This is a genomic window from Nocardioides sediminis, assembly GCF_003047295.1.
GTDB classification, from domain to species: Bacteria; Actinomycetota; Actinomycetes; order Propionibacteriales; family Nocardioidaceae; genus Nocardioides; species Nocardioides sediminis.
Map to the genome: position 1 here is coordinate 198218 of NZ_PZYZ01000004.1, position 26583 is coordinate 224800.

Annotated in this window: 20 protein-coding genes; 12 read left to right on the forward strand and 8 right to left on the reverse strand. The window is 72.9% G+C overall.

Annotation, left to right across the window (positions count from 1 at the left end; all coding sequences use genetic code 11):
- Positions 1 to 90 precede the first annotated feature (90 nt).
- From DAI17_RS11655 to DAI17_RS11670, 4 genes are all read left to right on the forward strand, one after another.
- Complete coding sequence (locus DAI17_RS11655) at positions 91 to 912, forward strand: N-formylglutamate amidohydrolase (protein WP_107773089.1); 822 nt, start codon at positions 91 to 93, stop codon at positions 910 to 912.
- On the forward strand, positions 909 to 2087 hold the full coding sequence (locus DAI17_RS11660; RefSeq protein WP_107773090.1) for a flavohemoglobin expression-modulating QEGLA motif protein: 1179 nt from the start codon (positions 909 to 911) through the stop codon (positions 2085 to 2087). Before DAI17_RS11655 ends, DAI17_RS11660 begins: the two co-directional genes overlap by 4 nt.
- Positions 2084 to 3124, forward strand: coding sequence for a glutathione synthetase (locus DAI17_RS11665; protein ID WP_107773091.1), 1041 nt, complete (start codon positions 2084 to 2086; stop codon positions 3122 to 3124). The genes DAI17_RS11660 and DAI17_RS11665 overlap by 4 nt, the downstream gene beginning before the upstream one ends.
- Positions 3125 to 3200: 76 nt before the next feature.
- The gene (locus DAI17_RS11670) at positions 3201 to 5024 is read left to right on the forward strand and encodes a GAF domain-containing sensor histidine kinase (protein WP_107773092.1); all 1824 of its coding nucleotides are present in this window, start codon (positions 3201 to 3203) and stop codon (positions 5022 to 5024) included.
- Here the strand turns inward: DAI17_RS11670 and DAI17_RS11675 are convergent.
- On the reverse strand, positions 5014 to 5718 hold the full coding sequence (locus tag DAI17_RS11675; RefSeq protein ID WP_107773093.1) for an NAD-dependent deacylase: 705 nt from the start codon (positions 5716 to 5718) through the stop codon (positions 5014 to 5016). The two genes, DAI17_RS11670 and DAI17_RS11675, sit on opposite strands and share 11 nt — an antisense overlap.
- A gap of 13 nt (positions 5719 to 5731) precedes the next feature.
- Positions 5732 to 6667, reverse strand: coding sequence for a 1,4-dihydroxy-2-naphthoyl-CoA synthase (locus tag DAI17_RS11680; RefSeq protein ID WP_107773094.1), 936 nt, complete (start codon positions 6665 to 6667; stop codon positions 5732 to 5734).
- Between the two features lie 83 nt (positions 6668 to 6750).
- Between DAI17_RS11680 and DAI17_RS11685 the strand changes: the two genes are divergently transcribed.
- Positions 6751 to 7191: a nitroreductase family deazaflavin-dependent oxidoreductase gene (locus DAI17_RS11685; protein WP_107773095.1), complete on the forward strand. Its 441-nt coding sequence runs from the start codon at positions 6751 to 6753 to the stop codon at positions 7189 to 7191.
- 41 nt (positions 7192 to 7232) lie between these two features.
- Positions 7233 to 8549: an MFS transporter gene (locus DAI17_RS11690; RefSeq protein WP_234412460.1), complete on the forward strand. Its 1317-nt coding sequence runs from the start codon at positions 7233 to 7235 to the stop codon at positions 8547 to 8549.
- A 54-nt stretch (positions 8550 to 8603) separates the two neighbouring features.
- On the opposite strand, the gene DAI17_RS11695 is transcribed toward DAI17_RS11690, so the two are convergent.
- The 4 genes from DAI17_RS11695 to recC form a co-directional block, all read right to left on the reverse strand.
- Complete coding sequence (locus DAI17_RS11695; RefSeq protein ID WP_107773096.1) at positions 8604 to 9206, reverse strand: ACT domain-containing protein; 603 nt, start codon at positions 9204 to 9206, stop codon at positions 8604 to 8606.
- An 87-nt stretch (positions 9207 to 9293) separates the two neighbouring features.
- Positions 9294 to 11048: an exodeoxyribonuclease V subunit alpha gene (gene recD / locus DAI17_RS11700; RefSeq protein WP_107773097.1), complete on the reverse strand. Its 1755-nt coding sequence runs from the start codon at positions 11046 to 11048 to the stop codon at positions 9294 to 9296.
- Entirely contained in the window at positions 11041 to 14385 is a 3345-nt protein-coding gene (locus tag DAI17_RS11705) for a UvrD-helicase domain-containing protein (RefSeq protein WP_107773098.1), read from the reverse strand. Before DAI17_RS11705 ends, recD begins: the two co-directional genes overlap by 8 nt.
- A complete protein-coding gene (gene recC, locus DAI17_RS11710) occupies positions 14382 to 17726 on the reverse strand; it encodes an exodeoxyribonuclease V subunit gamma (protein WP_107773343.1) in 3345 nt (1114 codons plus the stop codon). Before recC ends, DAI17_RS11705 begins: the two co-directional genes overlap by 4 nt.
- A gap of 74 nt (positions 17727 to 17800) precedes the next feature.
- On the opposite strand from recC, the gene DAI17_RS11715 reads away from it, so the two are divergent.
- Positions 17801 to 18466, forward strand: coding sequence for an HAD family hydrolase (locus DAI17_RS11715; protein ID WP_107773099.1), 666 nt, complete (start codon positions 17801 to 17803; stop codon positions 18464 to 18466).
- Positions 18467 to 18549: 83 nt separating this feature from the next.
- Here DAI17_RS11715 and DAI17_RS11720 read toward each other — a convergent pair whose 3' ends face one another.
- Positions 18550 to 18723, reverse strand: a complete 174-nt coding sequence (locus tag DAI17_RS11720) for a CsbD family protein (protein ID WP_107773100.1) — start codon at positions 18721 to 18723, stop codon at positions 18550 to 18552.
- Positions 18724 to 18899: 176 nt separating this feature from the next.
- Positions 18900 to 20384: a S8 family serine peptidase gene (locus tag DAI17_RS11725; protein WP_234412461.1), complete on the reverse strand. Its 1485-nt coding sequence runs from the start codon at positions 20382 to 20384 to the stop codon at positions 18900 to 18902.
- A 298-nt stretch (positions 20385 to 20682) separates the two neighbouring features.
- Here DAI17_RS11725 and DAI17_RS11730 point away from each other — a divergent pair, with 298 nt between their 5' ends.
- From DAI17_RS11730 to DAI17_RS11750, 5 genes are all read left to right on the forward strand, one after another.
- Positions 20683 to 22335 carry an ABC transporter substrate-binding protein gene (locus DAI17_RS11730; protein ID WP_199905082.1) on the forward strand — a complete coding sequence of 551 codons (1653 nt, stop codon included), beginning with the start codon at positions 20683 to 20685 and terminating at the stop codon, positions 22333 to 22335.
- A gap of 95 nt (positions 22336 to 22430) precedes the next feature.
- Positions 22431 to 23441, forward strand: coding sequence for an ABC transporter permease (locus tag DAI17_RS11735; protein ID WP_107773105.1), 1011 nt, complete (start codon positions 22431 to 22433; stop codon positions 23439 to 23441).
- Between the two features lie 4 nt (positions 23442 to 23445).
- On the forward strand, positions 23446 to 24390 hold the full coding sequence (locus DAI17_RS11740; protein ID WP_107773106.1) for an ABC transporter permease: 945 nt from the start codon (positions 23446 to 23448) through the stop codon (positions 24388 to 24390).
- A gap of 16 nt (positions 24391 to 24406) precedes the next feature.
- On the forward strand, positions 24407 to 25429 hold the full coding sequence (locus DAI17_RS11745) for an ABC transporter ATP-binding protein (protein WP_107773345.1): 1023 nt from the start codon (positions 24407 to 24409) through the stop codon (positions 25427 to 25429).
- Positions 25422 to 26579 carry an ABC transporter ATP-binding protein gene (locus DAI17_RS11750; RefSeq protein ID WP_107773108.1) on the forward strand — a complete coding sequence of 386 codons (1158 nt, stop codon included), beginning with the start codon at positions 25422 to 25424 and terminating at the stop codon, positions 26577 to 26579. Before DAI17_RS11745 ends, DAI17_RS11750 begins: the two co-directional genes overlap by 8 nt.
- Positions 26580 to 26583 lie beyond the last annotated feature (4 nt).

Below are 26583 nucleotides of genomic sequence, written 5' to 3' on the forward strand. Positions count from 1 at the left end.
GGGGGCGCTGCGGCGTGGGCGTCGAGCAGGCACACCCCTTCGGGCGTGTCTGGTTAGGCCACGACCGGCCCGATCGGTAGACAGGCCCGCATGACGACCACGGAACCCACCGCCGCCACCGGAGCGTCGTCGGAGGTGGTCACCTTCGAGGGGACGTGGGAGGGGCCGGTCGTGGCCACGTCCGTGCACGCGGGCCACGAGCTGCGGCCCGAGCTCGCGGAGGCCATGGTGCTCGACAGGGCCGAGCGGTTCCGCGAGGAGGACCCCTGGACCGACCGGATCGCCTCGGTCGTGCCCGACCGCGTGCTGACCTCGCGCTCGCGCTTCGAGGCCGACCTCAACCGTCCCCGACGCGAGGCGGTCTACCGCAGGCCCGAGGACTGCTGGGGCCTGGAGGTGTGGCGCGACGGCACCCTCTCGGACGAGCTCTTCGAGGGCAGCCTCGCGACGTACGACGCGTTCTACGACGCGCTGGCGCCGCGCCTGGACGCGCTGGCCGAGCGCGGACCCTTCGTCCTGCTCGACGTGCACTCCTACAACCACCGGCGTGAGGGTCCCGACGCCCCGGCGGCGCCGCCCGCGGAGAACCCGGAGGTCAACGTCGGCACGGGCAGCCTCGACGACGAGCTGTTCGGCCCGCTGGTGGAGCGGTTCGTCGCCGACCTGCGCGACCACTCGCTGGGCTGCGGTGCGCTGGACGCCCGCGAGAACGTCGCCTTCGAGGGCCGCAACCTGGCCTGGTGGGTCCACGACCGCTACCCCCGCGTGGGCTGCGTCCTGGCCCTGGAGTTCAAGAAGACGTTCATGGACGAGTGGAGCGGCGAGCTCGACGAGCGCCGGCTCCGCGAGGCGCAGGAGGCCCTCGCGGCCACCCTGCCCGGACTGCGCGAAGAGCTCGGGCGACTCTCGTGACGGACCCGGGCGACGACCCGGGGCTGAGCCCTGCCGACCTGGCGGTGGACCACCAGCTGGCCCTGCTCTCGCAGAGCTTCCGCTTCCTGCTCGACATCACCCCGATCGACGCCGACGACCTCCGCGACGACTTCCTCGAGGGTCGCGACCCGGAGCCCGACTTCACCTACCGCGAGCTCGAGGTCGACCCCGAGGTCGTGCGCCAGGAGCTCGCCTCGGTCGAGCTCGGCGACGTCGAGGACCCCGTCCTCGGCCAGCTGCTGCGGGCCAAGCACCGCGAGATGGAGCTCCAGCTCGACATGCTGGAGGCCCGCGGCACCGAGGACTTCCTGCACCTGAGCGTGGAGCTGTACGGCGGCGTGTCCCCGACCCTGCGCCGGCAGGCCGAGGGACTGCTGGCGAGCATCACCAGCGTCGAGCCCCGCGGCGACGCGCTCGACGCGCAGGAGTTCCTCGCCCTGGCCGAGGAGGAGATCGGCCACTACCGCTCCCAGGACCCCGACCTCGACATGCACGCGGAGGTCCGTCCCGACGTCAACGGCGTCATGGTGTCGGGCGACGTGCTGCTGATCGGGACCGAGACCAAGGTGCAGCGAGCCAGGGCCGAGGCCCTCCTGCACCACGAGGTCGGCACCCACCTGGTCACGCAGGCCAACGGCAGCCACCAGCCCGTGAAGGTGCTCGGCGTCGGTCTCGCCGGCTACGACGAGACCCAGGAGGGGCTCGCCGTGCTGGCCGAGATCGCGTGCGGCGGCCTCACCGCGTTCCGGCTGCGCCAGCTCGCCAGCCGCGTCATCACGGTCCACCGGATGCTCGACGGCGACTCGTTCGCCCAGGCCCACGAGGCCCTGCTCGACGAGGGCTTCCCGGCTGCCAGCGCCTACACGACCGTCATGCGGGTCTACCGCTCGGGAGGCATGACCAAGGACGTGATCTACCTGCGCGGCCTCGTCGAGCTGCTCGAGCACCTGGGGTCGGAGGGGTCGCTCGACCGGCTCTGGCTCGGGAAGTTCTCCCTGCGCGACCTGCCACTCATCGGGGACCTCGACGAGCGCGGCGTGCTGCGCCCGCCGCGGGTCCTGCCTCGCTACCTGCACGACCCGGCGGCCGCGGCCAACCTCGCGAGGGCCGCCGGGACCGAAGATCTCAGCACACTCCTGGAGGGACGCACATGAAGATCGGCTTCGTCGTCAACGACATCGCCACCGAGCAGGCGCAGTACACCACCAACCGGCTCGCCCTGGCCGCCAAGGACATGGGCCACGAGGCGTGGTTCATGGGCATCGGCGACTTCGCCTACGAGCCGGACGGGTCGCTGAGCACCAAGGCCCGCGCCGGCAAGGCCAAGACCTACCGGTCGCTGGAGCGGCACCTCTCGGACGTGCAGAAGCCCGACGTCGAGGAGCTCATCGGGCTCGACGAGTTCGACGTGGTCATGCTGCGCAACGACCCGGCCGACGACGCCGACACCGACCCGTGGCGCAACAACGCCGGCGTGGCCTTCGGCCAGCTCATCGCCTCCACCGGCGTGCTGGTCGTCAACGACCCGACCAGCCTGGCCAACGCGCTCTCCAAGGCCTACTTCCAGCACTTCCCCGAGGTCGTGCGGCCGCGCACGCTGATCTCGCGCGACGAGGACATGATCGAGGAGTTCATCACCGACCTCGGCGGCAAGGCGGTCCTCAAGCCGCTGCAGGGGTCCGGCGGCGCCGGGGTGTTCCTCGTCGACCGCAAGGAGGCTCCCAACCTCTCCCAGATCATCGAGGCGATCTCCCGCGACGGCTACGTCGTGGCCCAGGAGTACCTCCCCGAGGCGGTCAACGGCGACATCCGGCTCTTCGTGATGAACGGCCGGCCGCTGGAGCACCAGGGCGAGTACGCCGCGTTCCGGCGTACCAATAAGACCAAGGACATCCGCTCCAACATGTCGGCCGGCGGCACGGCCGAGAAGGTCACCGTCACCGACGACATGCTGGAGATGGTCGAGATCGTCCGTCCCAAGCTGGTCGCCGACGGGATGTTCCTCGTCGGGCTCGACATCGTGGGCGACAAGCTGATGGAGATCAACGTCTTCAGCCCCGGCGGCCTCGGCAGCGCGCACAGCCTCTACGACGTCAACTTCGCGCCGGCGATCATCGGCGAGCTCGAGCGCAAGGTCAACATCCGCCGGCACTACCCGGAGATCGACAACAGGAGCCTCGCCACCAGCTGATCCCGCGGGCGCAGTAGGTGAAACGCCCTCCACGATGGCCGACCTCGTGTCATGGTGGACGGCGGAGGTGAGGGGCATGACCAGCAGCGAGCGCGTCGCCGCGCCCGAACGCCCCCACCAGGGAGGGTGGGGCGAGCCGGCCTCCCGTGCCCAGCTGTGGCGCATCGCCGACGACCTGCGACGCCGCGCGGGGTTCGGGATCTGTGCCATCGAGGTGCGACGCAGCGACGACATGATGGAGTTCGTCGCGATCGCCACCGACGACCCCGCCGCCCGTGAGCTCGAGGGCCAGAGCTCGCCGCTGGACGCGATGTACCCCGCGGTGGAGCTCGGCGACCAGGTCGGTCTCTTCACCTTCGTCCCGTGGGAGTCGATGACCCAGGAGGCCTGGGACCGCATCGAGCCCTACGTCGTGGTGCCCGAGGCGCGACCGTCGTCGGCCCCCGACGCGTGGAACGCCCAGGACATGCTCGTGGCCCGGCTCGTCGACGCCTCCGGCCGCCTGCGCGCCTTCGTCTACCTCGACGTGCCCCACTCGCGGCGCCGCCCCTCCCACGACGACCTGGTCGCGATGGACCGCGACCTCGCCGTCGGGCTCGAGTCCGTCATCACCGCGATCGAGCGGGAGGAGTACGCCGCGGGCATCCGGCTCGCGACCGGCGCCCGGGCCGTGATCCGCTCGGCCGCCACCCGCAACGGGCTCGAGGAGCTGCTGCGGGTCGCGGGGGAGGAGCTGCACCGGGCCTCGCGGGCGGCGATCCTCGCCGTCGACGTCTTCGGGGAGACGCTGGTCCTGCACCCGCCGGACGCCCTCGTGCCCTCACACCCCGACATGCTCGCCGCGGTGGAGGAGTCGGCCCGCCGGTGCTGGTCGCGGCAGCGGGTGCTGATCGTGGGCCGGGACCAGGTCTGGGGCGACGAGGAGATCGGCGAGGAGCTCCGCGGCCCGATGGCCGAGCGCCTGGCCGCGCACGGCCTGGGTGAGGTGGTCGTCGTACCCGTCGGGGCCGGTGACGAGGCGCTCGGCATGGTGGTCGTGGGGCTGGCCGTGGGCAGCGCTCCCTGGACGGACGACGAGAGCTCGGCCGCCCTCGACGTCGGCCACGACCTGGGCCGGGCCATCCTCAACGCCCGGGCCTCCCAGCGGGAGCACGAGGCGGCCGAGGAGCTGCGCCGGGTCGACGACTACCGCGCCGGGCTGATCTCCACCCTCGCCCACGAGCTCAAGAACCCCATCGGGGTCGTCGCCGGCCACGCCGAGATGCTGGGGTCGCTGGCCGACGTCGACGGCCTGCCGCCGGCGGCGCTGGTCTCCCTCGACGCCATCACCCGCGGGACCGACCGGCTGGCCACCCTGGTCGACGACCTGATGACGCTGAGCCGGGTCGGCGACCCCCAGCGACCCCTCGACGCGGTCCCCGTGGACCTCGGCCGCATCGTCGGCGCGGTGGTGGAGCAGGCCTCGCTCGCCGCCGACCAGCGCGACGTCAAGCTGCTGTGCGAGGTCCCGCCGGAGCCCGTGGCCGTCCTGGGCGACGAGAGCTCGCTGACCAGCGTCGTCACCAACCTGGTCACCAACGCGATCGGCTACTCCGACGCCGGTGGCTGCGTGCACCTCTCGCTCGGGCGGCGCGACGGCGAGGCCGTGCTCGAGTGCGCCGACGAGGGTCTGGGCATCTCGGCCGAGGACCGCGAGCAGCTCTTCACCGAGTTCTTCCGCAGCACCAACCGGGCGGCCCTCGAGCGGCCGGGCACCGGCCTCGGGCTCACCATCACCCGACGCGTCGTGGAGCGCCACGGCGGACGGATCGAGGTCGAGTCCGAGCTCGGGGTGGGCTCGACCTTCCGCGTCCTGCTCCCGGCCCCCGACCTCTCCGACCCCCTCGTCGTCAGCTGGTGACGCCGGCGCCGCTGAGCAGCTCGTCGACCCACGCGGGGACGAGCTCGGTGGCGGGACCCCGCCGGGACTCGTGGACGTCGCCGCTGGTCCCGCTGGCGTCCAGGTTGAGCTCGAGGGTCCGCTTGCCGTTGCCCACGGCGTAGTGCACGAAGGCCGCCGCGGGATAGACCAGCCCCGACGTGCCGATGGAGACGAAGAGGTCGCACTCCCACAGCTCACGCTCGATGTCGTCCATGCCGTGAGGCACCTCGCCGAACCACACCACGTCCGGGCGCAGCGTCGGCCGCTCGCAGGCCGGGCAGGGCGGACGGTCGCGCAGGGGGCCGTGCCAGGACGCCCGGTGGTCGCAGGTCGTGCACCAGGCGGCGCGCAGGCGGCCGTGCATGTGGTGCACCCGCCGGGAGCCGCCCCGCTCGTGGAGGTCGTCGATGTTCTGGGTGACCAGGTAGAGGTCGTCGCCCAGCGCCTCCTCCAGCCGCGCCAGCGCCACGTGCGCCGCGTTGGGCCGGACCCGGCCGAGGGCGGCGCGACGCTCGTCGTAGAACCGGTGCACCAGGTCCGGGTCGTCGTCGTACGCCTCCGGGGTCGCGACCGTCATCGGGTCGTGGCCCTCCCACAGCCCGTCGGCGTCGCGGAAGGTGGGCAGCCCGCTCTCCGCCGAGATGCCGGCTCCGGTCAGGACGACGATGCGCACGCTTGGCTCAGGCTCAGAAGTACCAGGGGTACGGCGACCAGTCGGGGTCGCGCTTCTCCAGGAACTGGTCGCGGCCCTCCTGCGCCTCGTCGGTCATGTAGGCCAGCCGGGTCGTCTCGCCGGCGAAGAGCTGCTGGCCGACCAGCCCGTCGTCGAGGAGGTTGAAGGAGTACTTGAGCATCCGCTGGGCCGTGGGGGACTTGCCGTTGATGAGCCGGCCCCACTCCAAGGCGGTGGCCTCGAGGTCGGCGTGGTCGACCACCCGGTTGACCGCACCCATCCGGTGCATGGTCTCCGCGTCGTACTCCTCGGCGAGGAAGAAGATCTCGCGGGCGAACTTCTGGCCGACCTGCCGGGCGAGGTACGCCGAGCCGTAGCCGCCGTCGAAGGACCCGACGTCGGCGTCGGTCTGCTTGAAGCGCGCGTGCTCGCGGCTGGCCAGGGTCAGGTCGCTGACCACGTGCAGGCTGTGGCCGCCGCCGGCCGCCCACCCGGGGACGACGCTGATGACGACCTTGGGCATGAAGCGGATCAGCCGCTGGCACTCCAGGATGTGGAGCCGCGCCAGCTTGGCCTTGTCGATCGGGTTGGGCGGGGCGCCGGCGTCGTCGTGCCCGTCGGTCTCGTACTGGTAGCCGGCCTTGCCGCGGATGCGCTGGTCGCCGCCGCTGCAGAACGACCACTTGCCGTGCTTGGGGCCCGGGCCGTTGCCGGTCAGCAGCACGCAGCCCACGTCGGCGCTGGTGCGCGCGTGCTCGAGCACCCGCAGCAGCTCGTCGACGGTGTGCGGGCGGAAGGCGTTGAGCACGTCGGGACGGTCGAACGCGATCCGCACGGTGCCGTGCGCCTTCGCCCGGTGGTAGGTGAGGTCGGTCAGGTCCTCGAAGCCGGGCACGTCGTCCCACTGGGACGCGTCGAAGATCTCGGACACTCCGTCGATCGCACTCATGCCCGCAACCTAGCCCGCGGCGTCCGTCGTACGGCGACCCGGTCCGGTGGAATCGGCGTCGCCGGCGTGGTGTTGTGGCAGGCATGACTCTGACAGGCGAGTACGTGCCGAGCGCGGCGAAGTGGGTCCGGGACAACGTCGAGGAGTTCGAGGCGTCCGACGGCGAGAAGGGCGGCACGCTGCCCGGCACGCGCTACCCCGTCGTGGTGATCACCTCGGTCGGCGCGCGGTCCGGCAAGCTGCGCAAGAACCCCGTCATGCGTGTCGAGCGCGACGGCGCCTACCTCGCGGTGGCCTCCAAGGGCGGCGCGGAGGACGACCCGGCGTGGGCCGACAACTTCCGCGAGCACCCCGAGGTCGACCTCCAGGACAAGGCCGAGAAGCACACCTACCGGGTGCGCGAGCTGTCCGGCGAGGAGCGCGCGGACTGGTGGCAGCACGCGGTCGCGACGTGGCCGACCTACGCGTCGTACCAGGAGAAGACCGACCGGGAGATCCCGCTCTTCCTCCTCGAGCGCGCCTGAAAACACGCCTCGTCGGTGCGATCCGGCGCCATGATGTGCCGGTGACCACCCCCGCGGCCGTGCGCTCGGCCTTCGACGAGCCCACGGTCGTGCCGCCGGCGCGGTGGACCCTGTCGCTGGTCCTGCTCAACCTCGGCGTGATGGCCGCGTGGTTCGGGCCAATCCAGGTGCTGCTCGCCCAGCAGGCCGAGGAGATGGCCGCGCGCGACGCGGGCGGGCCCAGCAAGGAGGTGCTGCTGGCCGTCGTGCTGCTCACCGGCGCGAGCGTCTCGCTGGTGTGCAACCCGGTCTGGGGAGCGCTGTCGGACCGCACGACGTCCCGCTTCGGGCGCCGGGTGCCCTGGGTCGTCGGCGGGACCGTGGTGGGCGCCGCCGCCCTGCTGCTCCTCGCCGGGGCGAGCGGGCCGGTCTGGCTCGTGCTCGGCTGGTGCCTCGTGCAGCTGGCCCTCAACGCCGCCTGGGCCGGCGGCACGGCCGCCGTGCCCGACCAGGTGCCCGTCGGGCGCCGGGGCGTGGTCGGCGGCCTCGTCGCGGTGGCCGGCACCGTGGGCGTGCTGCTCGGCATCAAGATCGCGGAGCTCACCGGCTCGATCGCGCAGGGCTACGTCGTGACCGCCGTGGTCCTGCTGGTCCTCGCGCTGCCGTGGGTCGTGGGCTCCCGCGACGTGCCGCTGCCCCGTGACCACGTGGTCCCGCCGTTCGACGCGCGCGCGATGCTGCGCTCGTTCTGGGTCTCGCCGCGCGAGCACCCGGACTTCGCCTGGGCGTGGATCACCCGGCTGCTGGTCAACCTCGGCAACTGGATCGCCCTCAACTACCTCTACTACTTCCTCACCGACGGTCTCGGGTTCGCCGCCGACGACGCCACCGGGCGGCTCGGGCTCCTCGTCCTTCTCTACGGCGCCACCACCGTGCTCACGACCGTGGTCGTCGGCTGGTGGAGCGACCGCATCGGGCGCCGCAAGGTCTTCGTCATCTGGTCCGGCATCCTGATCGGCGCCAGCTCGCTGGTCCTCGGTGTCGCCCAGACCTGGCCCGCCGCCGTCGTCGCCGCCGTGGTGCTGGGCGCCGGGTTCGGCGTCTACCAGGCGGTGGACTTCGCCCTCATCACCCAGGTGCTGCCCGCGGCGGCCGAGCGCGCCAAGGACCTCGGCGTCATCAACATCGCCTCGGCGCTCCCGCAGGTGCTGGCGCCGGCCATCGCCGGGCTGGTGCTCGAGGTCGTCCGCCGCTCCGGCGGCTCGGTCATCACCGACGGGGAGTCCTGGTCGCTGGGCTACGGGATCGTGTACGCCGTCGGCTTCGCGCTCTGCCTCGTCGGCTCCGTGCTCGTCACCCGGATCCGCTCGGTCGCCTGAGGGTCCGGCTCCGGGCCGGTCCGAGCCGGGCCGATGGCCGGGCGCTCCGGTCCCTCAGGCGCGGCTGATGGTCTGCGCGAGCCCGAGGAGGTGGCCGAGCCGGGCGAGCTCGGAGTCGAGGAAGTCCGGCCCGCCGCGGCGGCCGAGCACGATGACGTCCCCGTCGAGGGGCGCGGCGCAGAGCAGGGTGACGTCGTCGACGCCCTCGAGGCGGCTCGGGCGCTGGAGGCCGATCCAGCCGAGCCCGCCGGGCGCCGCGTCGGTGGCGCGCACGACCGCGCCGTCGGGGGCGATGCGGCAGGCCCAGTCCACGCGGAAGGTCACCGGCAGCAGGTCGAGCACCCGGTCGACCGCCTGCTCGGGGCTGGCCGTGAGCTCTTCGACCACCTCGAGGTCGAGGAAGAGGTTGCCGCCGGCGGCGTACCGGTTGATCCAGAGCACCTCGACCCCGTCGAGGGCGTTGCACGCCGAGACGACCGAGTCGGGCATGGCGCCGGGGCTGATCTCGAGGAGCACGTCGTCGACCGCGCGGCCGTCGACGCCCTTGTCGACGATCTCGATCGCCTCGATGTCGCCGCCGGCCTCACCGATCGCGCTCGCGACGCGACCCAGCGACCCGGGGACGTCGGGCAGCGAGACACGGAGCAGGAACGGCATGGCTCGAGGCTATCCGGGACGTGTTGCCGGGGTGTTGCCCGTACCGTTGCGTGGGCAGCCCGCACCCCGGTGCCTGGTCCTGTGCTCTCAGGCTCCCGCGAGCCGGACCCGGAGGCCGCTCGCGCGCTGGGCGCGACGCTCGATCGCCGCGCGGACGGCGGGCTCGGGGCCGATGACGCGGACGCGCTCCTTGGCCCGGGTGACCGCGGTGTAGAAGAGCTCGCGGGTCAGCAGGCGCGACTCGACGTCGGGCAGCAGGACGCTGACCACGTCGGCCTGGCTGCCCTGGCTCTTGTGGATCGTCAGGGCGTGCATGGTCTCCACGTCGCCGAGCCGCGACGGCGCGAAGTCGAGGGGGACGGGTCCCGCTCCGGCGATGGCCACCCGCCGACCGCCTCCCGGTACGGCCACGACCACGCCGGTGTCGCCGTTGTAGACGTGCAGCGCGTGGTCGTTGGCCGTCACGAGCAGCGGGCGACCGAGGTAGTCGCGCTCGTGGAGCGGGTCACCGGTCTCCGCGGCCAGCCACTGCTCGATCCGTCGGTTCCAGTGGCGTACGCCGTAGGGCCCGTCGCGGTGGGCGCACAGCAGGCGGTGCCGCTCGAGCGCGGACAGCGCGCGCGTCATGTCCCCCGAGACGGCGGCGTCGCGCACCGCCAGCGCGGCGGGCAGGGCGGTGGCCCGGACCTGCGAGGACGGGTCGGCGTCGGTGACCCACTCGACGGCCTCGTGCCCAGCGGCCAGCACCTCGAGGGCCGCGTCGGCGTCGCCGGCGCGCAGCGCCTCGGCCAGCGCGCTGATCTCGGCTCCGTAGCGGTGGGTGGTGCGCAGTGCGGCGACGGGTGAGTCGGACCGCCCCTCGTAGCCGCGGACCAGGTCGGTCAGCACCGCGCCGGCGTCGACCGAGGACAGCTGGTCGGGGTCGCCGACCAGGACCAGCCGCGCGTCCGGGCGGAGCGCCTCGAGCAGGCGGGCCATCATCGTGAGCGAGACCATCGACGACTCGTCGACGACCACGACGTCGTGCGGCAGCCGGTTGCCGCGGTGGTGGCGGAAGCGCGTGCTGTTGCCGGGCATGGGACGCAGCAGCCGGTGCAGGGTCATCGCCGACAGGTCCTGCAGGCGCGCCCGGTCGGCCTCGGCGAAACCCGCCGCCGAGCCGTGCACCGCCTCCTCGAGCCGGGCGGCGGCCTTGCCCGTCGGCGCCGCCAGGGCGACCCGCAGCCGCTCGCCGCGCCCCTGGGCCTCGTCGTGGAGCGCGACGAGGAGGCCGGCCACCGCGGTCGTCTTGCCCGTGCCGGGCCCGCCGGTGAGCACCGTGGTCCACCGGGAGGCGGCGGCCCGGCAGGCCGCGCGCTGCTCGTCGTACCCGGCGCCGAAGACCCGGCCGAGCGCCGCCTCGACCACGGAGGCGTCGTGCGGCGGCGCGGAGGCGGCGCGGCCCTCCAGGTCGTCGAGGACCTGGGTCTCCTGCTCGTGGTAGCGGTCGAGGTAGAGCAGGCCGTGCTCCCAGTGCAGCACGCCGAGGGACACCAGCGGGCTGGCGGCGACCGCGCCGGCCCAGGCGTCCGGGTCCGGCCACGGCAGCGGCTGGTCGAGCAGGAGGTCCGGCACGGCGGCGAGGTCGAGGCACACCGACCCGGCGCGCACGGCGCGCGAGGTGAGCGCGACCGCGAGCAGCACGCCCTCGTCGGCCTCGCCGCCGAGCCGGCCCAGGTTGGTGGCCACGTGGACATCGGCGGAGCTGACGACGCCGGCCGCGTTGAAGGCGGCGAGCAGCCCCGTCGCCCCCAGCGCGAGCCGCGCGTCGCCGGGGTCGAGGACCTCGAAGACCTCACTCATGCGACACCCCGTCGAGCAGGTCGGACAGCTCCTCGACCAGCGCCACCGGCGGTTGCCAGGAGAAGACGCCGCACGGGGCGTCCCCGACGCGAGGCGTGTCCGGACCGCACATCCCGCGGAGGTAGAGGTAGAGCACCCCGCCGAGGTGGACCGCCGGGTCGTAGCCGGGCAGCCGCCAGCGGAGGTAGCGGTGCAGCACGACGACGTAGAGCAGGGCCTGCAGCGGGTAGTCGGAGTGGCCCATCGCCTCGTCCAGCACGGCGGGCCGGTAGTCGTGGGCCGTCAGGGGCGCCGCCAGGTCGCCGAGCCAGTTGGTCTTGTAGTCGGCCGTCAGGTAGCGGGTGCGGCCACCCACGCCGACGCGCAGGACCAGGTCGATCGAGCCGGTCAGGTAGCCGGTCAGCAGCTGGTCCGACAGCCCGCGGTCGCCGTCCAGCACGTCGGCGTAGCTGCGGACCGGGTCGCCGTCGGGCAGGTGCCGCCGCAGCAGCGGGGCGAGGTGGCCGAGCCGGACGTCCCGAGCCGGGTACGAGGCGTCGTCACCGCCGGCGAGCGGCAGCTCGAAGTCGAGCTCGGTCAACCGGTCGGCGGCGGCGACGTCGAGCAACGTGACGTCGCTGGCCAGCGGACCGAGCGGGCTCGAGCACACCGCCACCAGCGCGTCGGCGAGCTCCTCGGCGTCGAGGTCCACGGGCCACCACACCCGTTGCTCGGCGATGTGCGCCAGGAGCTCGGCGCGGAAGTCGGCGGCAGCGGGGTCGGCGTGCTCGAGCACGGCGTGGACCAGCGAGCCGAAGGTGGCACCGACGGGCAGGCCGGCCATCGGGGAGGGCACGGCGGCGAGCGCGAGGTCGGTGGGGTCGTCCGCCACGGCCTCGAGGTCGGCCGGCCCGAGGTCGTCCTCGTCCTCCAGCTCGGACAGCTCCTCGGGCTCCGACAGGGACCGGTCGGACCCGTGCGGGGCGGCTGCCGCCGCGGAGAGCGAGGAGTAGGAGGTGCGCCGCCAGTCGGTGTCGACCCGGCGGGTGAACACCCGTGCGGCGAGCTCGTCGCGGGACCGCTCGATGGGGGAGGGGTCCGGTGCGGGGCAGTCCGCGAGCTCGGGCTGCGGACCGCCGGCCGTCCGCCAGTGGCCGAGGATCTCCACGACCCGGTCGTCGGTGACCACGGCCTGCTCGTCGGGGACGTCCGCCATGCCGGGGCGACGTCCGAAGAGCAGCCGGTGCAGCGGGGAGGCGGGGGCGTTGAGTGCGGCGGGGGCGTACCAGGCGACCACCTGCGACTGGGCGCGGGTGAGGGCGACGTAGAGCAGCCGCAGGGACTCGCCCGCGTCCTCGCGACGGTGTCGGGACACGTGCGCCTGTCGCCAGGGGCTGCTGCCGCCGACGTCCCGCGCGCGCCGGCCCTCGTCGTCGTGGAAGAGCGGCACGTCGGGGTCGTTGCCGGTGTAGCGGTTCCACAGGGTGGGCGCGTAGACGACGGGGTACTGCAGGCCCTTGCTGCCGTGGATGGTGACCAGCTGGACCGCCTCGGCGTCGGAGTCGAGGCGCCTCGTCCGCTCGGAGGCCACCTCGACCTGCTCGTCGGCCACCTGCTCGCGGAGCCAGCCCAGCAGGCCGACGATGCCGAGCCGCTCGTCGACCGTCGTCTTGTGCAGGGCCTCGCCGATGTGCCGCAGGTCGGTCAGCGTGCGCTCGCCGCCGACCCGCGCCAGCACCCGGGCGGTGAGGCCGTCGACGACCGTGGCCTCGAGGACGGCGGCGACGCCCCGGGCCGCGAAGACCTCCGCCAGGGTGCGCACGCGGTCGGCGAGCTGGTCGGTCAGGTCGTCGCCACCCGCGTCGAGGTCGGCGGCCGAGATCCCGACGAAGGACGTCAGCGCCGCGGCTCGCACCCGGTCGGTGCGGTGCGGCTGCTCGATGGCCTCGAGGAGGGTGAGCCACTCCGTCGCGGCCGGGGTGTGGAAGACGGTGCCGCCGGAGCTGATCACCGCGGGCACCCCCAGCGACGCCAGCGCCTCCTGGACGGCCTGGAGCTCGGAGCGCCGGGCGGCCAGCACGGCCACGTCCCCGGGGCGGACGGGTCGCCCGTCGAAGGTGGCGTCGCTGGTCAGCAGGCGCTTGACCTCTCGCGCGAGGTCCTGGGTGACGTGGTCGCGCCAGCGTCCGACGGCGACCTTGGCGTGGGGCCCGGCGCCGAGCTCGGTGCGGCGTACGACGCGCAGCCGGAACGGCTCGCCGGCGCCCTCCAGCCTCGAGCCCTGGTGCGACGCCTCGACCGGGTGCACCACGATGCGGGGGTCGCCGAGCTCGGCGGCCCGGAGCAGCACCTGGAGCCGGTCGAGCAGCGCCTCGTCGGAGCGGTAGTTGACGCCCAGCGTCTGGATGGTCCCCGCGCTGGCGGCCGCCTGGAGGTAGGTCACGATGTCGCCGCCGCGGAAGGCGTAGATGGCCTGCTTGGGGTCACCGATGAGGACCATGGTCGCCGCGCCGGTGAAGGCCCGGTCGAAGACCTGCCACTGCACCGGGTCGGTGTCCTGGAACTCGTCGATCAGCACGACCTTCCAGCGGTGGCGCATGCGGGCGCGGGCGGGCGCGTCGTCGTCGGCGAGCGCGTCCGCGAGCTGCACCAGCAGGTCGTCGTAGCTCAGCACGCCGAGCCGGCGCTTGCGGACCTCGACCTCGGCCAGCACGTCGAGGGCGAACCGCACCCGGGCCGCGGCCTCGGAGTCGGGCGCCTCGTCCAGTGCCTGGCTCGGCTCGACGACGGCCCGGGGGTCGCCCACGACCTCACGGGCGATGCGCAGGGCCACGTCCCGCGACCAGGGCGGGGCCTGCTGGTCGGCGAAGCGGGCGAGGTAGAGGTCGTCGACCACCTCGGTGGTCAGCTCGTCGAGGTCCTCGACCAGCGTGGCCGAGGCGTCGGTGTCGCCGGCGACGCCGAGGCTGCGCAGCACCAGCTGGCAGAACTGGTGGATGGTCGCGATGGTCGCCGCGTCGAAGGAGACCAGCGCGTCGGTGAGCCGTCGCGCGCGGCACCGCCGTTCGTCCGCGTCGGCGTCGAGCAGCCAGGTGTGGAGGTCGCTGGGGACGCGTTCGGCGGCGGGGTCGGCCAGCACCTCGGCCGCGTCGACCAGCTGGGCGCGCACCCGCTCGCGCAGCTCCTGGCTCGCCGCCCGGGTGAAGGTCACCACGAGCATCTCGTCGAGGGTCGCCGCGCCCGACGCGACGTACTTGGTCACGAGCGCCGCGATCGTCCACGTCTTGCCCGTCCCGGCGCTGGCCTCCAGCAGGGTGGTGCCGGTGGGCAGCGGGTCGAGGATGGAGAAGGTCCTCACAGCGACCTCACCAGCTCGCGGCCGTCGCTGAGCAGCGGTCCCCAGGTCAGCCAGGCGTAGTGCGCCAGGCGGTGGGGGGCCGGCCCGGTCTCGTCGCCGCGCAGGGGCGCGGTGAGCACGGAGTACGGCGGGTCCTCGCCGAAGGCGCGCACGTGCCAGGCGTCCTGGTCCTCCCGCGGGAAGCCGGACTCGTTGAAGCGCGGCGTCGTCCACTCGCGGTCGGCCTTCGCGTCGGGGTCGGCGTCGCGCCCGGCCAGGGCGTAGCGGTAGTCCTCGGCGTAGGCCAGGGAGGTCTTGACGGGCAGCGGCAGCGGCTCGCACAGGCCGCGGTCGTGGACGTCGACGAGCTGGCGGAGCCAGTCCCGCGCCTCGTGCTCGGCCAGCGGCCGGACCATCGCGACCTGGCCGCCGGTGCGGTGCTTGCCGATCGTGTGCGCCGTCCAGTTCTCGTCGGGGTGGCCGGCGGCGAGGGCGAGGGCGTCGATCCAGGCGGCGAGGCGGTGCTTGGCGCCGAGGCTTGAGTAGCTGACGGAGACCAGGTTGTTGCCCCAGACGTTGCCGACGGTGCCGGTGAGGCGCCGGTCGCCGAGGTCGATGTCGACGTCGAGGGAACGGGCGGGACCCGTGCGCAGCGACAGCCCGTGGGTGACCAGCGGTCGCACCTTCTGCACCACCGAGGTGAGCACCCCGACGCCCAGCTGGCCGGGAGGCAGCAGGCCTCGCAGCTGCTCGGCCAGCATCCCCGTCTGCGGGTCGGCGCCGGCGAGCACGTCACCGACCAGGCGGTCACCGACCGCCCACTGCTCCAGCCCGTCCAGCACGATCGGCACGGCGTCCTTGGCCTCGTCGGCGCCGTAGGGCGTGGAAACCCGCAGCCGGCCTCGGAAGAACCCGCGCACGGGGTGCTTGAAGAAGTCCTGCAGGTCGGCCAGCGCGACGTCGCCCGCCGTGTCGGGGCGCGGCAGGGGCTCGGGGACCAGCTCGCGGACCTCGATCCGGGGGCGTCGGGCCGCCAGCGCGCCGGCCAGCGCGGTCTGGTCGAAGGTGAAGGGCTGCGGGCCGCCGAGGCGCCCCGGCACCAGGTTGTCCTCGTCGAAGGGCTGGAGCGGGTGGTGCACCAGGACCCGGTCGCGGACCGGCCCGGCAGCGGTCCGGTCGAGCGCGTCGAGCAGCTCGCCGAGGGGTACGGCGGGCGGCCGGGCAGCGCCGTTGTGCTCGCCGTGCCCGGTGTAGGTGACGACCAGGGTCTCGGTCGCGGCGCCGATCGCGTCGAGCAGCAGCTGGCGGTCCTCGGACCGGAGGTCGCGCTCACCGGTGAGCGGGCGCCTCGCCAGCACGTCGTCGCCGTCCACCGAGGCGATCCGCGGGAACACGCCGTCGTCGAGCCCGACCAGGCAGACGACCCGGTGCGGCACCGACCGCATCGGGACCATCGTGCAGACGGTCAGCGTGCCGGTGCGGAAGTTGGACCGCGTCGGCCGACCCCGCAGGCGGTGCTGGAGGAGGGCGCGGACGTCGGCGTGCCGGAGCGTCGTGGCGGTCCCGCTGACGCTGGCGCTGATGCGGCCGATCTCGCGGTCGAACTGGGCGACCTGCCAGACGTCGGCCGTCGCCGTCGTGGTCAGCCGGTGCACGCCCGCGGAGATGGCCGTCGTCCACTCCTCGACCGTCTGGGCCGTGCGCGCCCGCTCGGTGAAGTCGTGCAGCCGGTCGACCAGCTCGGCGAACCTGCCGGCCAGCTCGAGGTCCCCGTCGCCCACGTCGTCGATGGGCAGCGTGCCGCCCACGAAGCGGTGCCCCTGCCCGGACATCGCGGCCCCCAGCAGCACCCGACGCATCCCGAAGCGCCACGTGTTGGCGTCGACCGGCACGCCGAACGCCTGGCGGTGGGCCGCGTCGTACCCCCAGCGGATGCCCGCCTCGGCCACCCAGTGGGTGATCCGCTCGAGGTCGTCGTCGCCCCAGCCGAAGCGGGCCCGCACCGGGTCGGCGCCGGCCAGGTCGAGCACCTGGGTCGCGGTGAGCCGGCCGGCGGCCAGCTCGACCAGCGCGGCGGCCACCCCGAGGAGCGGGTTGGTGGCGCCGAGCGCGCGGTCAGCGAGCCGCACACGCAGCTGGTGGGCGGGGTGGCCCGCCCCGTCGGCCGTGACGTCGGCCAGTCCGAACCCGGCGGAGATGAGAGGCGCGTAGGACTCGATGTCCGGGCACATGACGAGGATGTCGCGCGGCTCGAGCGTGGGGTCGTCCTGGAGCAGCCCCACGAGGACCTCGCGCAGCACGTCGACCTGCCGCGCCGCACCGTGGCAGGCGTGCACCTGCACCGACCGGTCGACGGCTGTGCGGCGTGACCGCAGGTCGGGGTCGGGGGTGGAGTTGGCGCGCAGGTCGTGCTGGAGCCACCCCAGCAGCGTCTCGGGGGTGGCCGGCGGCTCGGCGACCGTCACCGTGGCCTCGCCGAGGCCGCGTCGCAGCTCGCGGGCGTCGCGGCCCAGCGAGGCCAGCAACGGGTGGTCCACCCGGTCGGCCGAGGTGTCGGCGGTCCGCGGGACCGGCCCCTGGGCCGCGGTGCCCGACAGTGCGCGCCACAGGGCCACGGACGGCTGCGGCAGCCAGAGGTGGACGTCGCGCAGCTCGCCCAGCGCCCGGAGCAGGTCGACCTCGGTCGTCGGCAACCGGGTGTGCCCGAAGAGCGACAGGCGAGGCGGCAGGTCGAGGTCGCCGCCGCCCTCGCGCAGCCGCGTGACGGTGTGCGCGTGGCGGACGTCGGGAGGCCGCGCCCCCACGTGGGCGACCAACCGACGCCACAGCTCGGCCTGCCAGCGCAGGTCGGCGTCGAGCGTGCCGCCGGCACCGTCGGTATCGCGCTCCTCCCGCCAGTCGGTGACGAGCGCGGGCCGCTGAAGGGAGTACGACGCGAACAGCCCGGCCAGCCGCCGGGCCACGGCGTAGCGACGGGCCTTGCGCTCGGCCCCGGGGTCGAGGTGGCCGAGGTGCCGGCTGAGCGCCTCGAAGCCGCTCTCACCCAGGCAGCCGTCGATCACCTCCAGCAGCGGCCACGCGAGGCGGTCGGGCTCCCACGGGTCGTCGGCGTCCTGGCCCTGCAGCATCGCGACCAGCGAGTGCGGGGTCACGAAGTCGACCCCCGCGCACACGCCGTCGCCCGTGCGGGCGCCGACCCCGAGCCGGTGCGACAACCGCTGGGTCACCCACCGCTCCACCCCGCGGGCAGGCACCACCACGACCTCCCGCGCGAACGGGTCGTCGAGCGGCGTCGCCAGCAGGGCGGCGAGCCCGTCGGCCAGCGCGTCGGTGCGCTCGGCGACGTGGAGGTGCAGGGCCATGGCGTCACCCTGCCATCCGGCACCGACAGCGCCCGTCAGGGACACTGCCGGGACCATCGGACTACCGTCGTGGCATGGACTCCCCGGTCGCGCTCCTGGACATCGACGGCACCCTCGTGGACTCGACGTACCACCACGCGATCGCGTGGCACCGCGCCTTCGCGGCACACGACGTCGACGTCCCGCTGTGGCGGGTGCACCGCTCGATCGGGATGGGCGGCGACAAGCTCGTCACCGAGGTCGCGGGTGCCCGGGTCGAGGCCGCGCACGGGGACGCCCTGCGAGAGCGGTGGCACGAGGAGTACGCCGCGCTGCTCGACGACGTCGCGCCGCTCGCCGGGGCGTCGGACCTCGTCGCGGACCTGCACGGCCGCGGGTTCCACGTCGTGCTCGCGTCCTCGGGGGCGGCCCGCTTCAGCGAGCATGCCGTCGACCTGCTGGGCGTCGGCGACGAGGTCGCGGCGGTGACGTCGTCGGACGACGCCGAGGAGTCCAAGCCCGAGGCCGACATCCTCGCCGTCGCGCTCGACCGGGTCGACGGCCAGCGTGCTGTCGTCGTCGGCGACACGCCGTACGACGTCGAGGCCGCGTCACGCCTCGGGCTCGCGTGCGTGGGACTGCTGACCGGCGGCTACTCGCGCGCGGAGCTCGAGGAGTCCGGTGCCGCCCGCGTCGTGGAGTCCCCGGCCGACCTCGTCGGCCTCGACTGGGAGGCCCTGGTCCGGCCGGCCCGCCGCTAGGGGACCCGGACATGGGACGAGGGACACCGACCCCCATCGATGTCCCTCGCTGACCGCCCGTACGGCGATCCGTCCCCGCGGGGTCAGTGCTTGAAGGCGTCCTTGACCTTCTCGCCGGCCTGCTTGACGTCGGCCTTGGCCTGGTCGCCCTTGCCCTCGGCCTCGAGGCGCTCGTTGTCGGTCGCCCTGCCGGTGGCCTCCTTGCCCTTGCCGGTGGCGTCCTCGGCAGCGTTCTTGATCTTGTCGTCAAGACCCATGACTCACACCTCGTCCTCGTCAGTGCTTCCCGGACGGACCGGGCTCGTCTCCGAACCTGCCACCCGCTCGGTCGTGATCCAACACCCCTCCGGGTGGTGCACCGACGGCCGCCGCCTCGTGGTCGCGACGGCCGTCGGGCCCCGGGGGGCGGGGTCAGCGTCTGGTCAGCGCCGGGTCAGCGCACCGCCTGCGCGGCGGCCACGACGTCGACGAGGCCGTAGCCCTTGTCGTAGGACGTCGTCCCCAGCGGCGCCGGCTCGTAGGCCGCGCCGTCGCTGTACTTGTAGGCCGTTGACTTCATCGCGTCCTCGACCTGGGCCGGCGTGGCCGACGGGTTGGCCTGGAAGAGCTGGGCCGCGATGCCGGCGATGTGCGGTGCTGCCATCGACGTACCGCTGATCGTGTTGAACGTGCCCACGTCGAGGAGGCCAGGACCGTTCTCCGGCGCGAGCCCGGTCGAGCAGATCGGCAGGTAGAGGCGGCACGAGGAGGTGATGTTCTCGCCGGGCGCCGAGATGTCGGGGTACGTCGACTGGTCGCCGTCCTTGCCGCGCGAGCTGAACTCGGAGACCACGCCGTCCCGGGTGCCGGTGTCCTGGTCGTAGTAGGACGCCACGGAGATGATCCCGCCGGTCGGGTCCATGCCGGGCGGGTTGGACAGGCTCTCCGAGCCGTCCCCGCCGTCGTTGCCGTTGGCCCACACCGTCACGACGCCGTCGGCAGCGAGCGCGCGCTGCAGCTTGACGGTGGCCGACTCGGGGTCGAACTCGCCGCCGCCGCTGGGCCCGTAGGAGTTGTTGGTGACCTTGATGGGCGGGCACTCCGCGGCCGGCACGTCGGCGCCACAGGGCGCCTCGTGATTCTCCAGCACCCAGTTGAGCGCCGCGTCGGCGCCGATGATGAAGAGGCCGGCGCCGGTGGAGAGGGACACGAGCTTGGCGCCCGGGGCGGCGCCCTGGAGCTCCTTGCCGTCGCTGAGCGTGACGGGGTTACCCGCGACGATGCCGTTGACGTGGGTGCCGTGGCCGCCGACGGAGAGGGTGTCGGTGTCGACGCTGTTCGGCACCTCCTGCACCGAGCAGAACGCCTCGAGCGGGTCGCACAGCGTCTTGAGGTTGGCGACCACGGCGCTGCTGCCGTCGGCCTCCGTGAAGTAGGGGTGGGTGGGGTCGACGCCGGAGTCGATGACCGCGACGCTGACGCCGTTGCCGGTGAGCCTCTCGCCGTCCGCGCCGGTGAGGGTCTGGGTGGCCTCGTAGCCACGCGTGGCGATGTTGCTGGTGTCCTGGAAGAGGTCGATCGGCTGGTTGCCCTCGACGTAGGTCACGCCCGGCTCCGCGCGCACCGCCTGCACCTGGCTGCCGGTGCCGGTGGCGACCACGACGCCGATGCGGTCGAAGGACGTCACGGCCGTCATGCCGGTCGCGGCGACCGCGTCGCGGGCCTGCTGGAGCGTGGCGCCGTGCACCATCACCGAGGTCGGTACACCGGCGCCCAGGCTGGTCAGCTCGTCGGCGAGGTGGGCCGAGACGTTGGCCCGGTCACCCTGTACGGCGTCCTGTCCGGCGGCGGTGGCCGTCGGGGCCGCGAGGCCCGCCGAGGCGACGAGCGCGGCGGCGCCCACGGCCAGGCCCGCCACCCGAGTGGTCTTGGTCAGCACGATCCGGTCCCTCCTCGCCCCGCCGCGTGGCTGCGGTGCGACCCGGGTCGGCCGGGTCACGGGGCGATGCCGGGCACAACGAGCCGGAGCGCTTCGGGTCACGCGGGGTAGCCACGGGTGGCTAGTCCTCAGGCGGGCAGACGTAGTCCGGTCGTGTCGCCACCGTGTCCCCGTCGTGTCCTTTCCCGGGCTAGAGTGCGCCCACCCAGTGACGTGGGTCACGTTCCGCGCCCGTCCGGCGTGGAGGTGCACCGCGACCGATGAGTGAGGTGTTGACCAGATGAGAAGAGTCCGCAAGTTGGCCTCCGCGGCAGCCGTGGGGGCGCTCGCGCTGACCATGGTGTCGTGCGCCGAGTCCGAGCGTGGCGAGGGTGGCGGCGGTGAGGGCGGGGGCGGCGAGTCGACCTTCACCTTCGGTGCCGCGGGGGCGCCGGAGATGTTCGACCCGCTCTACGCCACCGACGGCGAGACGTTCCGCGTCACCCGCCAGATGTTCCAGGGGCTGCTGGGCATCGAGCCGGGCAGCGCCGAGGTGATTCCGGAGCTGGCGACCGAGTGGACCTCCAACGAGGAGGGCACCGAGTGGACGTTCACGCTCCGCGACGACGTGACCTTCCACGACGGCGAGCCCTTCAACGCCGAAGCCGTCTGTGCCAACTTCGAGCGGATGTACGACCAGAACGAGGCCGGCCGCGTGGCGGCGGAGTACTGGGGCTACGTCATGGGCTCGTTCTCCGACGATCCCGACGGCTCGCTCTACCAGGGCTGCGAGGCCGCGGACGAGTTCGAGGCGGTCGTGACCATCAGCCGGTCCACGTCCGGCTTCCCGACGATGCTGACGCTGGCCTCGCTGGTGATGCAGTCCCCGGCGGCGATGGAGGCCGGTGACGCCAACGGCATCGAGGCCCAGGGTGAGGGCTTCGCCTTCCCGGAGTACGCGCAGAACCCGGTCGGCACGGGTCCGTTCAAGTTCGTCGAGTACGACCAGGCCGACGGCACCGTCAGTCTCGAGGCCTTCGACGACTACTGGGGCGACGCGCCGGCCTCCTCGGAGCTCGTCTTCCGCGTGATCCCCGACGAGAGCACCCGTCGTCAGGAGCTCGAGGCCGGCAGCATCGACGGCTACGACTTCCCCAACCCCGCTGACTGGTCCGGCCTGGAGGAGAGCGGCAACTCCGTCGAGGTCCGCGACCCGTTCAACATCTTCTACCTCGGCCTCAACCCGGAGGCCAACCCGCAGCTCAAGGACCTCAAGGTCCGCCAGGCGCTCTACCACGCGCTCAACCGCGAGCAGCTCGTCCAGACGCAGCTGCCCGAGGGTGCAGAGGTCGCCACGCAGTTCATGCCGTCCACGGTCAGTGGCTACAACACCGAGCTCGCTGCCTACGAGCACGACCCCCAGCGTGCCCGGCAGCTCCTCCAGGAGGCCGGTGCCGAGGGAATGACGCTGACCTTCGCCTACCCGACCGAGGTCAGCCGGCCCTACATGCCGGACCCGCAGCAGCTCTACGAAGCCCTGCGCACCAACCTCGAGGAGGTCGGCATCAACGTCGACGTCAAGACGGCCTCCTGGAACGGCGGCTACCTCGACAACGTGACCGCCGGCAAGTACGACGCCTACCTGCTCGGCTGGACCGGTGACTACGACTCCGCGTTCAACTTCGTCGGCACGTTCTTCGGCAACCTCAAGGAGAACGACTTCGGCACCGAGGTCATGCCGTGGGGCAAGCAGCTCGCCGACGACCTCCAGGCGGCCGACGCGGTCGTGGACGAGGACGAGCGGGCCGCAGCCTTCGAGGAGATCAACCGGCAGATCATGGAGGAGTACCTCCCCGGCCTGCCGATCAGCCACTCGCCGCCCGCGCTCGTCGTGGGACCCGACGTGGAGGGTTTGATCCCGAGCCCGCTGACGGCCGAGGAGTTCAGCACGGTCAGCGTCGGTGGTCAGTGAGAGCCGCCTGACGCCGACGACATGAGGTCGAGGGGGGTCACCACTACGGTGGCTCCCCTCGACCCCGTCCGACACATCACCTCTGGGAGCTCGTAGTGGTCCGTTTCATCGTGCGCCGCATCCTGCAGATGGCCGGTGTGCTGGTGGCCCTGTCCATGCTCTTGTTCGTGTGGCTCAAGGCGCTGCCGGGTGGCCCGGTGTCGGCCATCCTGGGCGAGCGCGCCACACCCGCGCGGCGCGAGGCCCTCGAGGCGGCCCTGGGGCTCGACCAGCCGGTCTACGTCCAGTACATCCGCTTCGTGCAACGAGCACTGCGAGGCGATTTCGGCGCCTCGACCGCCGTGATTCCCGGGGAGGACGCCTTCCAGGTGTTCCTCATCCGACTCCCAGCGACCATCGAGCTGGCCATCTGCGCCATGGTGCTCGCCGTCGCGCTCGGCATCCCACTCGGGTACCTTGCGGCGCGCCGCAAGGGATCTCCCCTCGACTCGAGCCTGGTGGTGTTCTCCCTCATCGGCGTGGCCGTCCCCGTCTTCTTCACTGCCTTCCTCCTGAAGTACTTCGTCGCGGTCGAGTGGAACCTGCTGCCCGTCTCGGGCAAGCAGGACGCCAGCCTGGACGCGACCCGCGTCACCGGTCTGCTCATCCTCGACGGGCTGCTCACCCGCGAGTGGGACGCGGCCTGGGACGCGGTCCGCCACCTCATCCTCCCGGCGGTGGCGCTGGCGACGATCCCCTTCGCCATCATCTTCCGCATCACGCGTGCCTCCGTGCTCGACACCATGGACGCCGACTTCGTCCGCACGGCCGAGGCCAAGGGTCTCGAGGCCAAGGTGATCCGGAGCCGGCACGTGCTCCGCAACGCGATGCTGCCGGTGGTCACGGTCATCGGGCTCTCTCTCGGAGGGCTGCTCGCGGGCGCCATCCTGACCGAGACCGTGTTCTCCTACCCCGGCATCGGGGACGCGATCTACCAGAGCCAGCGCGACAAGGACTACGCCGTGCTCACCGTGCTCATCCTGGCCGCGGCGGCCATCTTCGTGATCATCAACCTGCTCGTGGACATCGCCTACGCGGTCCTCGACCCCCGGATCAGGACGAGGTGACCCGATGACCTCCTACGGAGACCGCCGCAGGGAGCGGATCGACGACCTGGCCGCCGCGGCGTCGGTCGACGAGACCCCGGGAGTCTCGCTGATCGCCAGCGCGTGGCGGCGGCTCCGCCGCGACCCGATCTTCCTCGTCGGCCTCGCCATCACGGTGGCCTTCATCATCCTCGCCGTCATCTCGCCGTGGATCGCGCCGCACGACCCGGCCTCTGCGCCGCTCCTGGACAAGGTCCGCCCGCAGACCAACCCCGTGCCGGGCCCCGAGCCGGGCTTCCCGCTGGGCGGCGACGACCGTGGTCGGGACCTCCTCTCGCGGTTGCTGGTGGGCAGCCGCCAGACCCTGGTCGTCGGAGTGTTCGCCACCATCTTCGGCCTCCTCGGCGGGATGGCCCTCGGCATCCTCGCCGGCTCGTTCGGCGGAGCGGTCGACTCGATCGTGATGCGCATCGTCGACGTGATGCTCTCCGTGCCCTCGTTGCTGCTGGCCTTCACGATCGCCGCGCTGGCCGCCCGGCCGGGCCAGACGACGCTGATCATCGCCATCGCGATCATCCAGGTGCCGATCTTCGCCCGGCTGCTCCGCGGCTCGATGCTCGGGCAACGCGCCAGCGACCACGTGCTGGCCGCCCGCGCGCTCGGCGTCAAGCGGCGCGCCATCGTCTTCCGGCACATGCTCCCCAACTCCATGGGCCCGGTGATCGTGCAGGCGACGCTGGTGCTCGCGATCGCCATCATCGACGCGGCGGCGCTTTCGTTCCTCGGCCTCGGCAGCCCCGACGACCGCCAGCCCGAGTGGGGCCAGATGCTGGGCCGCTCGCAGGAGTTCATCTACGACCACCCGCACCTGGCCGTCTACCCCGCGCTGTGCATCATCGTCGTCGCCCTCGGCTTCACGCTGATGGGCGAGTCGATGCGCGAGGCCCTCGACCCCAAGACCAGGAGGTGACGCGGTGAGCGCCACGATGAGCCTGAAGGACGACGCCACGCCGTCGACCGGCCCGCTGCTGTCCGTCGAGGACCTCCGGGTCACCTTCCAGCGACACGGGGAGAAGCCGTTCACGGCCGTCGACGGCGTGTCCTTCGACGTGCACCCCGGCCAGACCGTCGGCCTCGTGGGCGAGTCCGGCTGCGGCAAGTCCGTCACCTCGCTGGCCCTCATGGGCCTGCTGCCCAAACGTGGCAACCGGGTCGAGGGGAGGGCGACGTACGAGGGCACGGACCTGCTCTCCCTCTCCGACAAGGAGATGCGCGACCGGCGGGGCCGCGACATCGCGATGATCTTCCAGGACCCCCTGTCCTCGCTCAACCCGGTGGTCTCGATCGGCATCCAGGTCACCGAGGTCATGGAGCGGCACCAGGGGATGAGCCGCAAGGACGCCATGCCCCGCGCGCGCGACCTGCTCGAGCGGGTGGGCATCCCCGACCCGAACGCCCGGCTCAAGAACTACCCCCACCAGCTCAGCGGCGGCATGCGTCAGCGCGCACTGATCGCGATGGCGCTGGCCTGCGAGCCGCGGCTGCTGATCGCCGACGAGCCGACCACGGCACTGGACGTCACCATCCAGGCCCAGATCCTGGCGCTGCTCAAGGAGCTCGTGCAGGACACCGGCACGGCCCTCATCATGATCACCCACGACCTCGGCGTCGTCGCCGGCCTCTGCGACGAGGTCAACGTGCTCTACGCGGGGCGCATCGTCGAGCGCGGTGACCGGCACCGGCTCTTCGCGCGGCCCCGTCACCCCTACACGCACGGTCTGCTGTCCTCGATCCCGCGGCTGGACTCGCCCCGTGGCGAGAAGCTCACCCCGATCACCGGCTCGGTCTCCGACAACCTGCCCTGGACGTCCGCGTGCGCCTTCGCCCCGCGGTGCTCCCACGCCCTGGACGTCTGTCGACAGGAGTCGCCGCCGTGGGAGTGGGAGAGCGACGGCCGAGGGCTGCGATGCTTCAACCCCGTCGACCCCGAGGAGGTCCGCCGTGGCTGACCCCCGGACATCCCGGACGAAGGCACAGGCCGGTGACGTGCTCGTCGACGTCCGCGGCCTCAAGGTGCACTTCCCGATCAAGCGGGGCGTGATCTTCGACCGCACCGTCGGTCACGTGTACGCCGTGGACGGCGTCGACCTGCAGCTCCGACGCGGCGAGACCTACGGACTGGTGGGCGAGTCGGGCTGCGGCAAGTCGACGCTGGGCCGTGCCATCCTCAACCTCGAGACGCCCACCGAGGGCACCGTCCTGTTCGACGGCGAGGACATCGCGAGCCTCAAGGGCGAGACGCTGCGCCGCAAGCGGCAGCACATGCAGATGGTCTTCCAGGACCCGATGTCCAGCCTCGACCCGCGACAGTCCGTCGAGTCACTGCTCGTGGAGGGCATGCGGGCGCACGGTCTCGACACCGACAAGGCCGCGACCCACGCCCGGCTGCGCGAGCTCCTCCAGGCGGTCGGCCTGCCCCCCGCCGCGCTGCAGAAGTACCCGCACGAGTTCTCCGGTGGCCAGCGCCAGCGCATCGGCATCGCCCGCGCGCTCTCGGTCGACCCGGAGCTGATCGTGGCCGACGAGCCGGTCAGCGCGCTGGACGTGTCGGTGCAGGCCCAGGTCCTCAACCTCCTCGAGGAGCTCCAGGACGAGTTCGGGCTGACCTTCCTCGTCGTCGCGCACGACCTGGCAGTGGTGCGGCACATCAGCGACCGGATCGGCGTGATGTACCTCGGCGGCCTCGTCGAGGAGTCAGAGGCGGGCGAGCTCTACGACCTGCCCCTGCACCCCTACACGCGCGCGCTGATGTCGGCCGTCCCGGTTCCCGACCCGGTGCTGGAGGACACCCGCGAGCAGATCCTGCTCACCGGTGACCTGCCGTCGCCCTCGCGCCCGCCGAGCGGCTGCCGGTTCCACACCCGGTGCCCGTGGCGCCAGCCCACGCGGTGCGACGACGAGCGTCCCCAGCTGCGCGTGGTCGACGTCCCGGGCGCGAGCGAGGGACATCGGGTCGCGTGCCATTGGGTCGAGGCCATCGCCTCGGGCGACGTCGACCGGCACGAGGTCGCGGCGGAGTACGTCGGGTCGGGTGACGCGACCACGCCCGCCGACGACGGCTCGCCGTTCGGCCCCGCCTCCGTCCAGGAGATCGGCTGAGCGG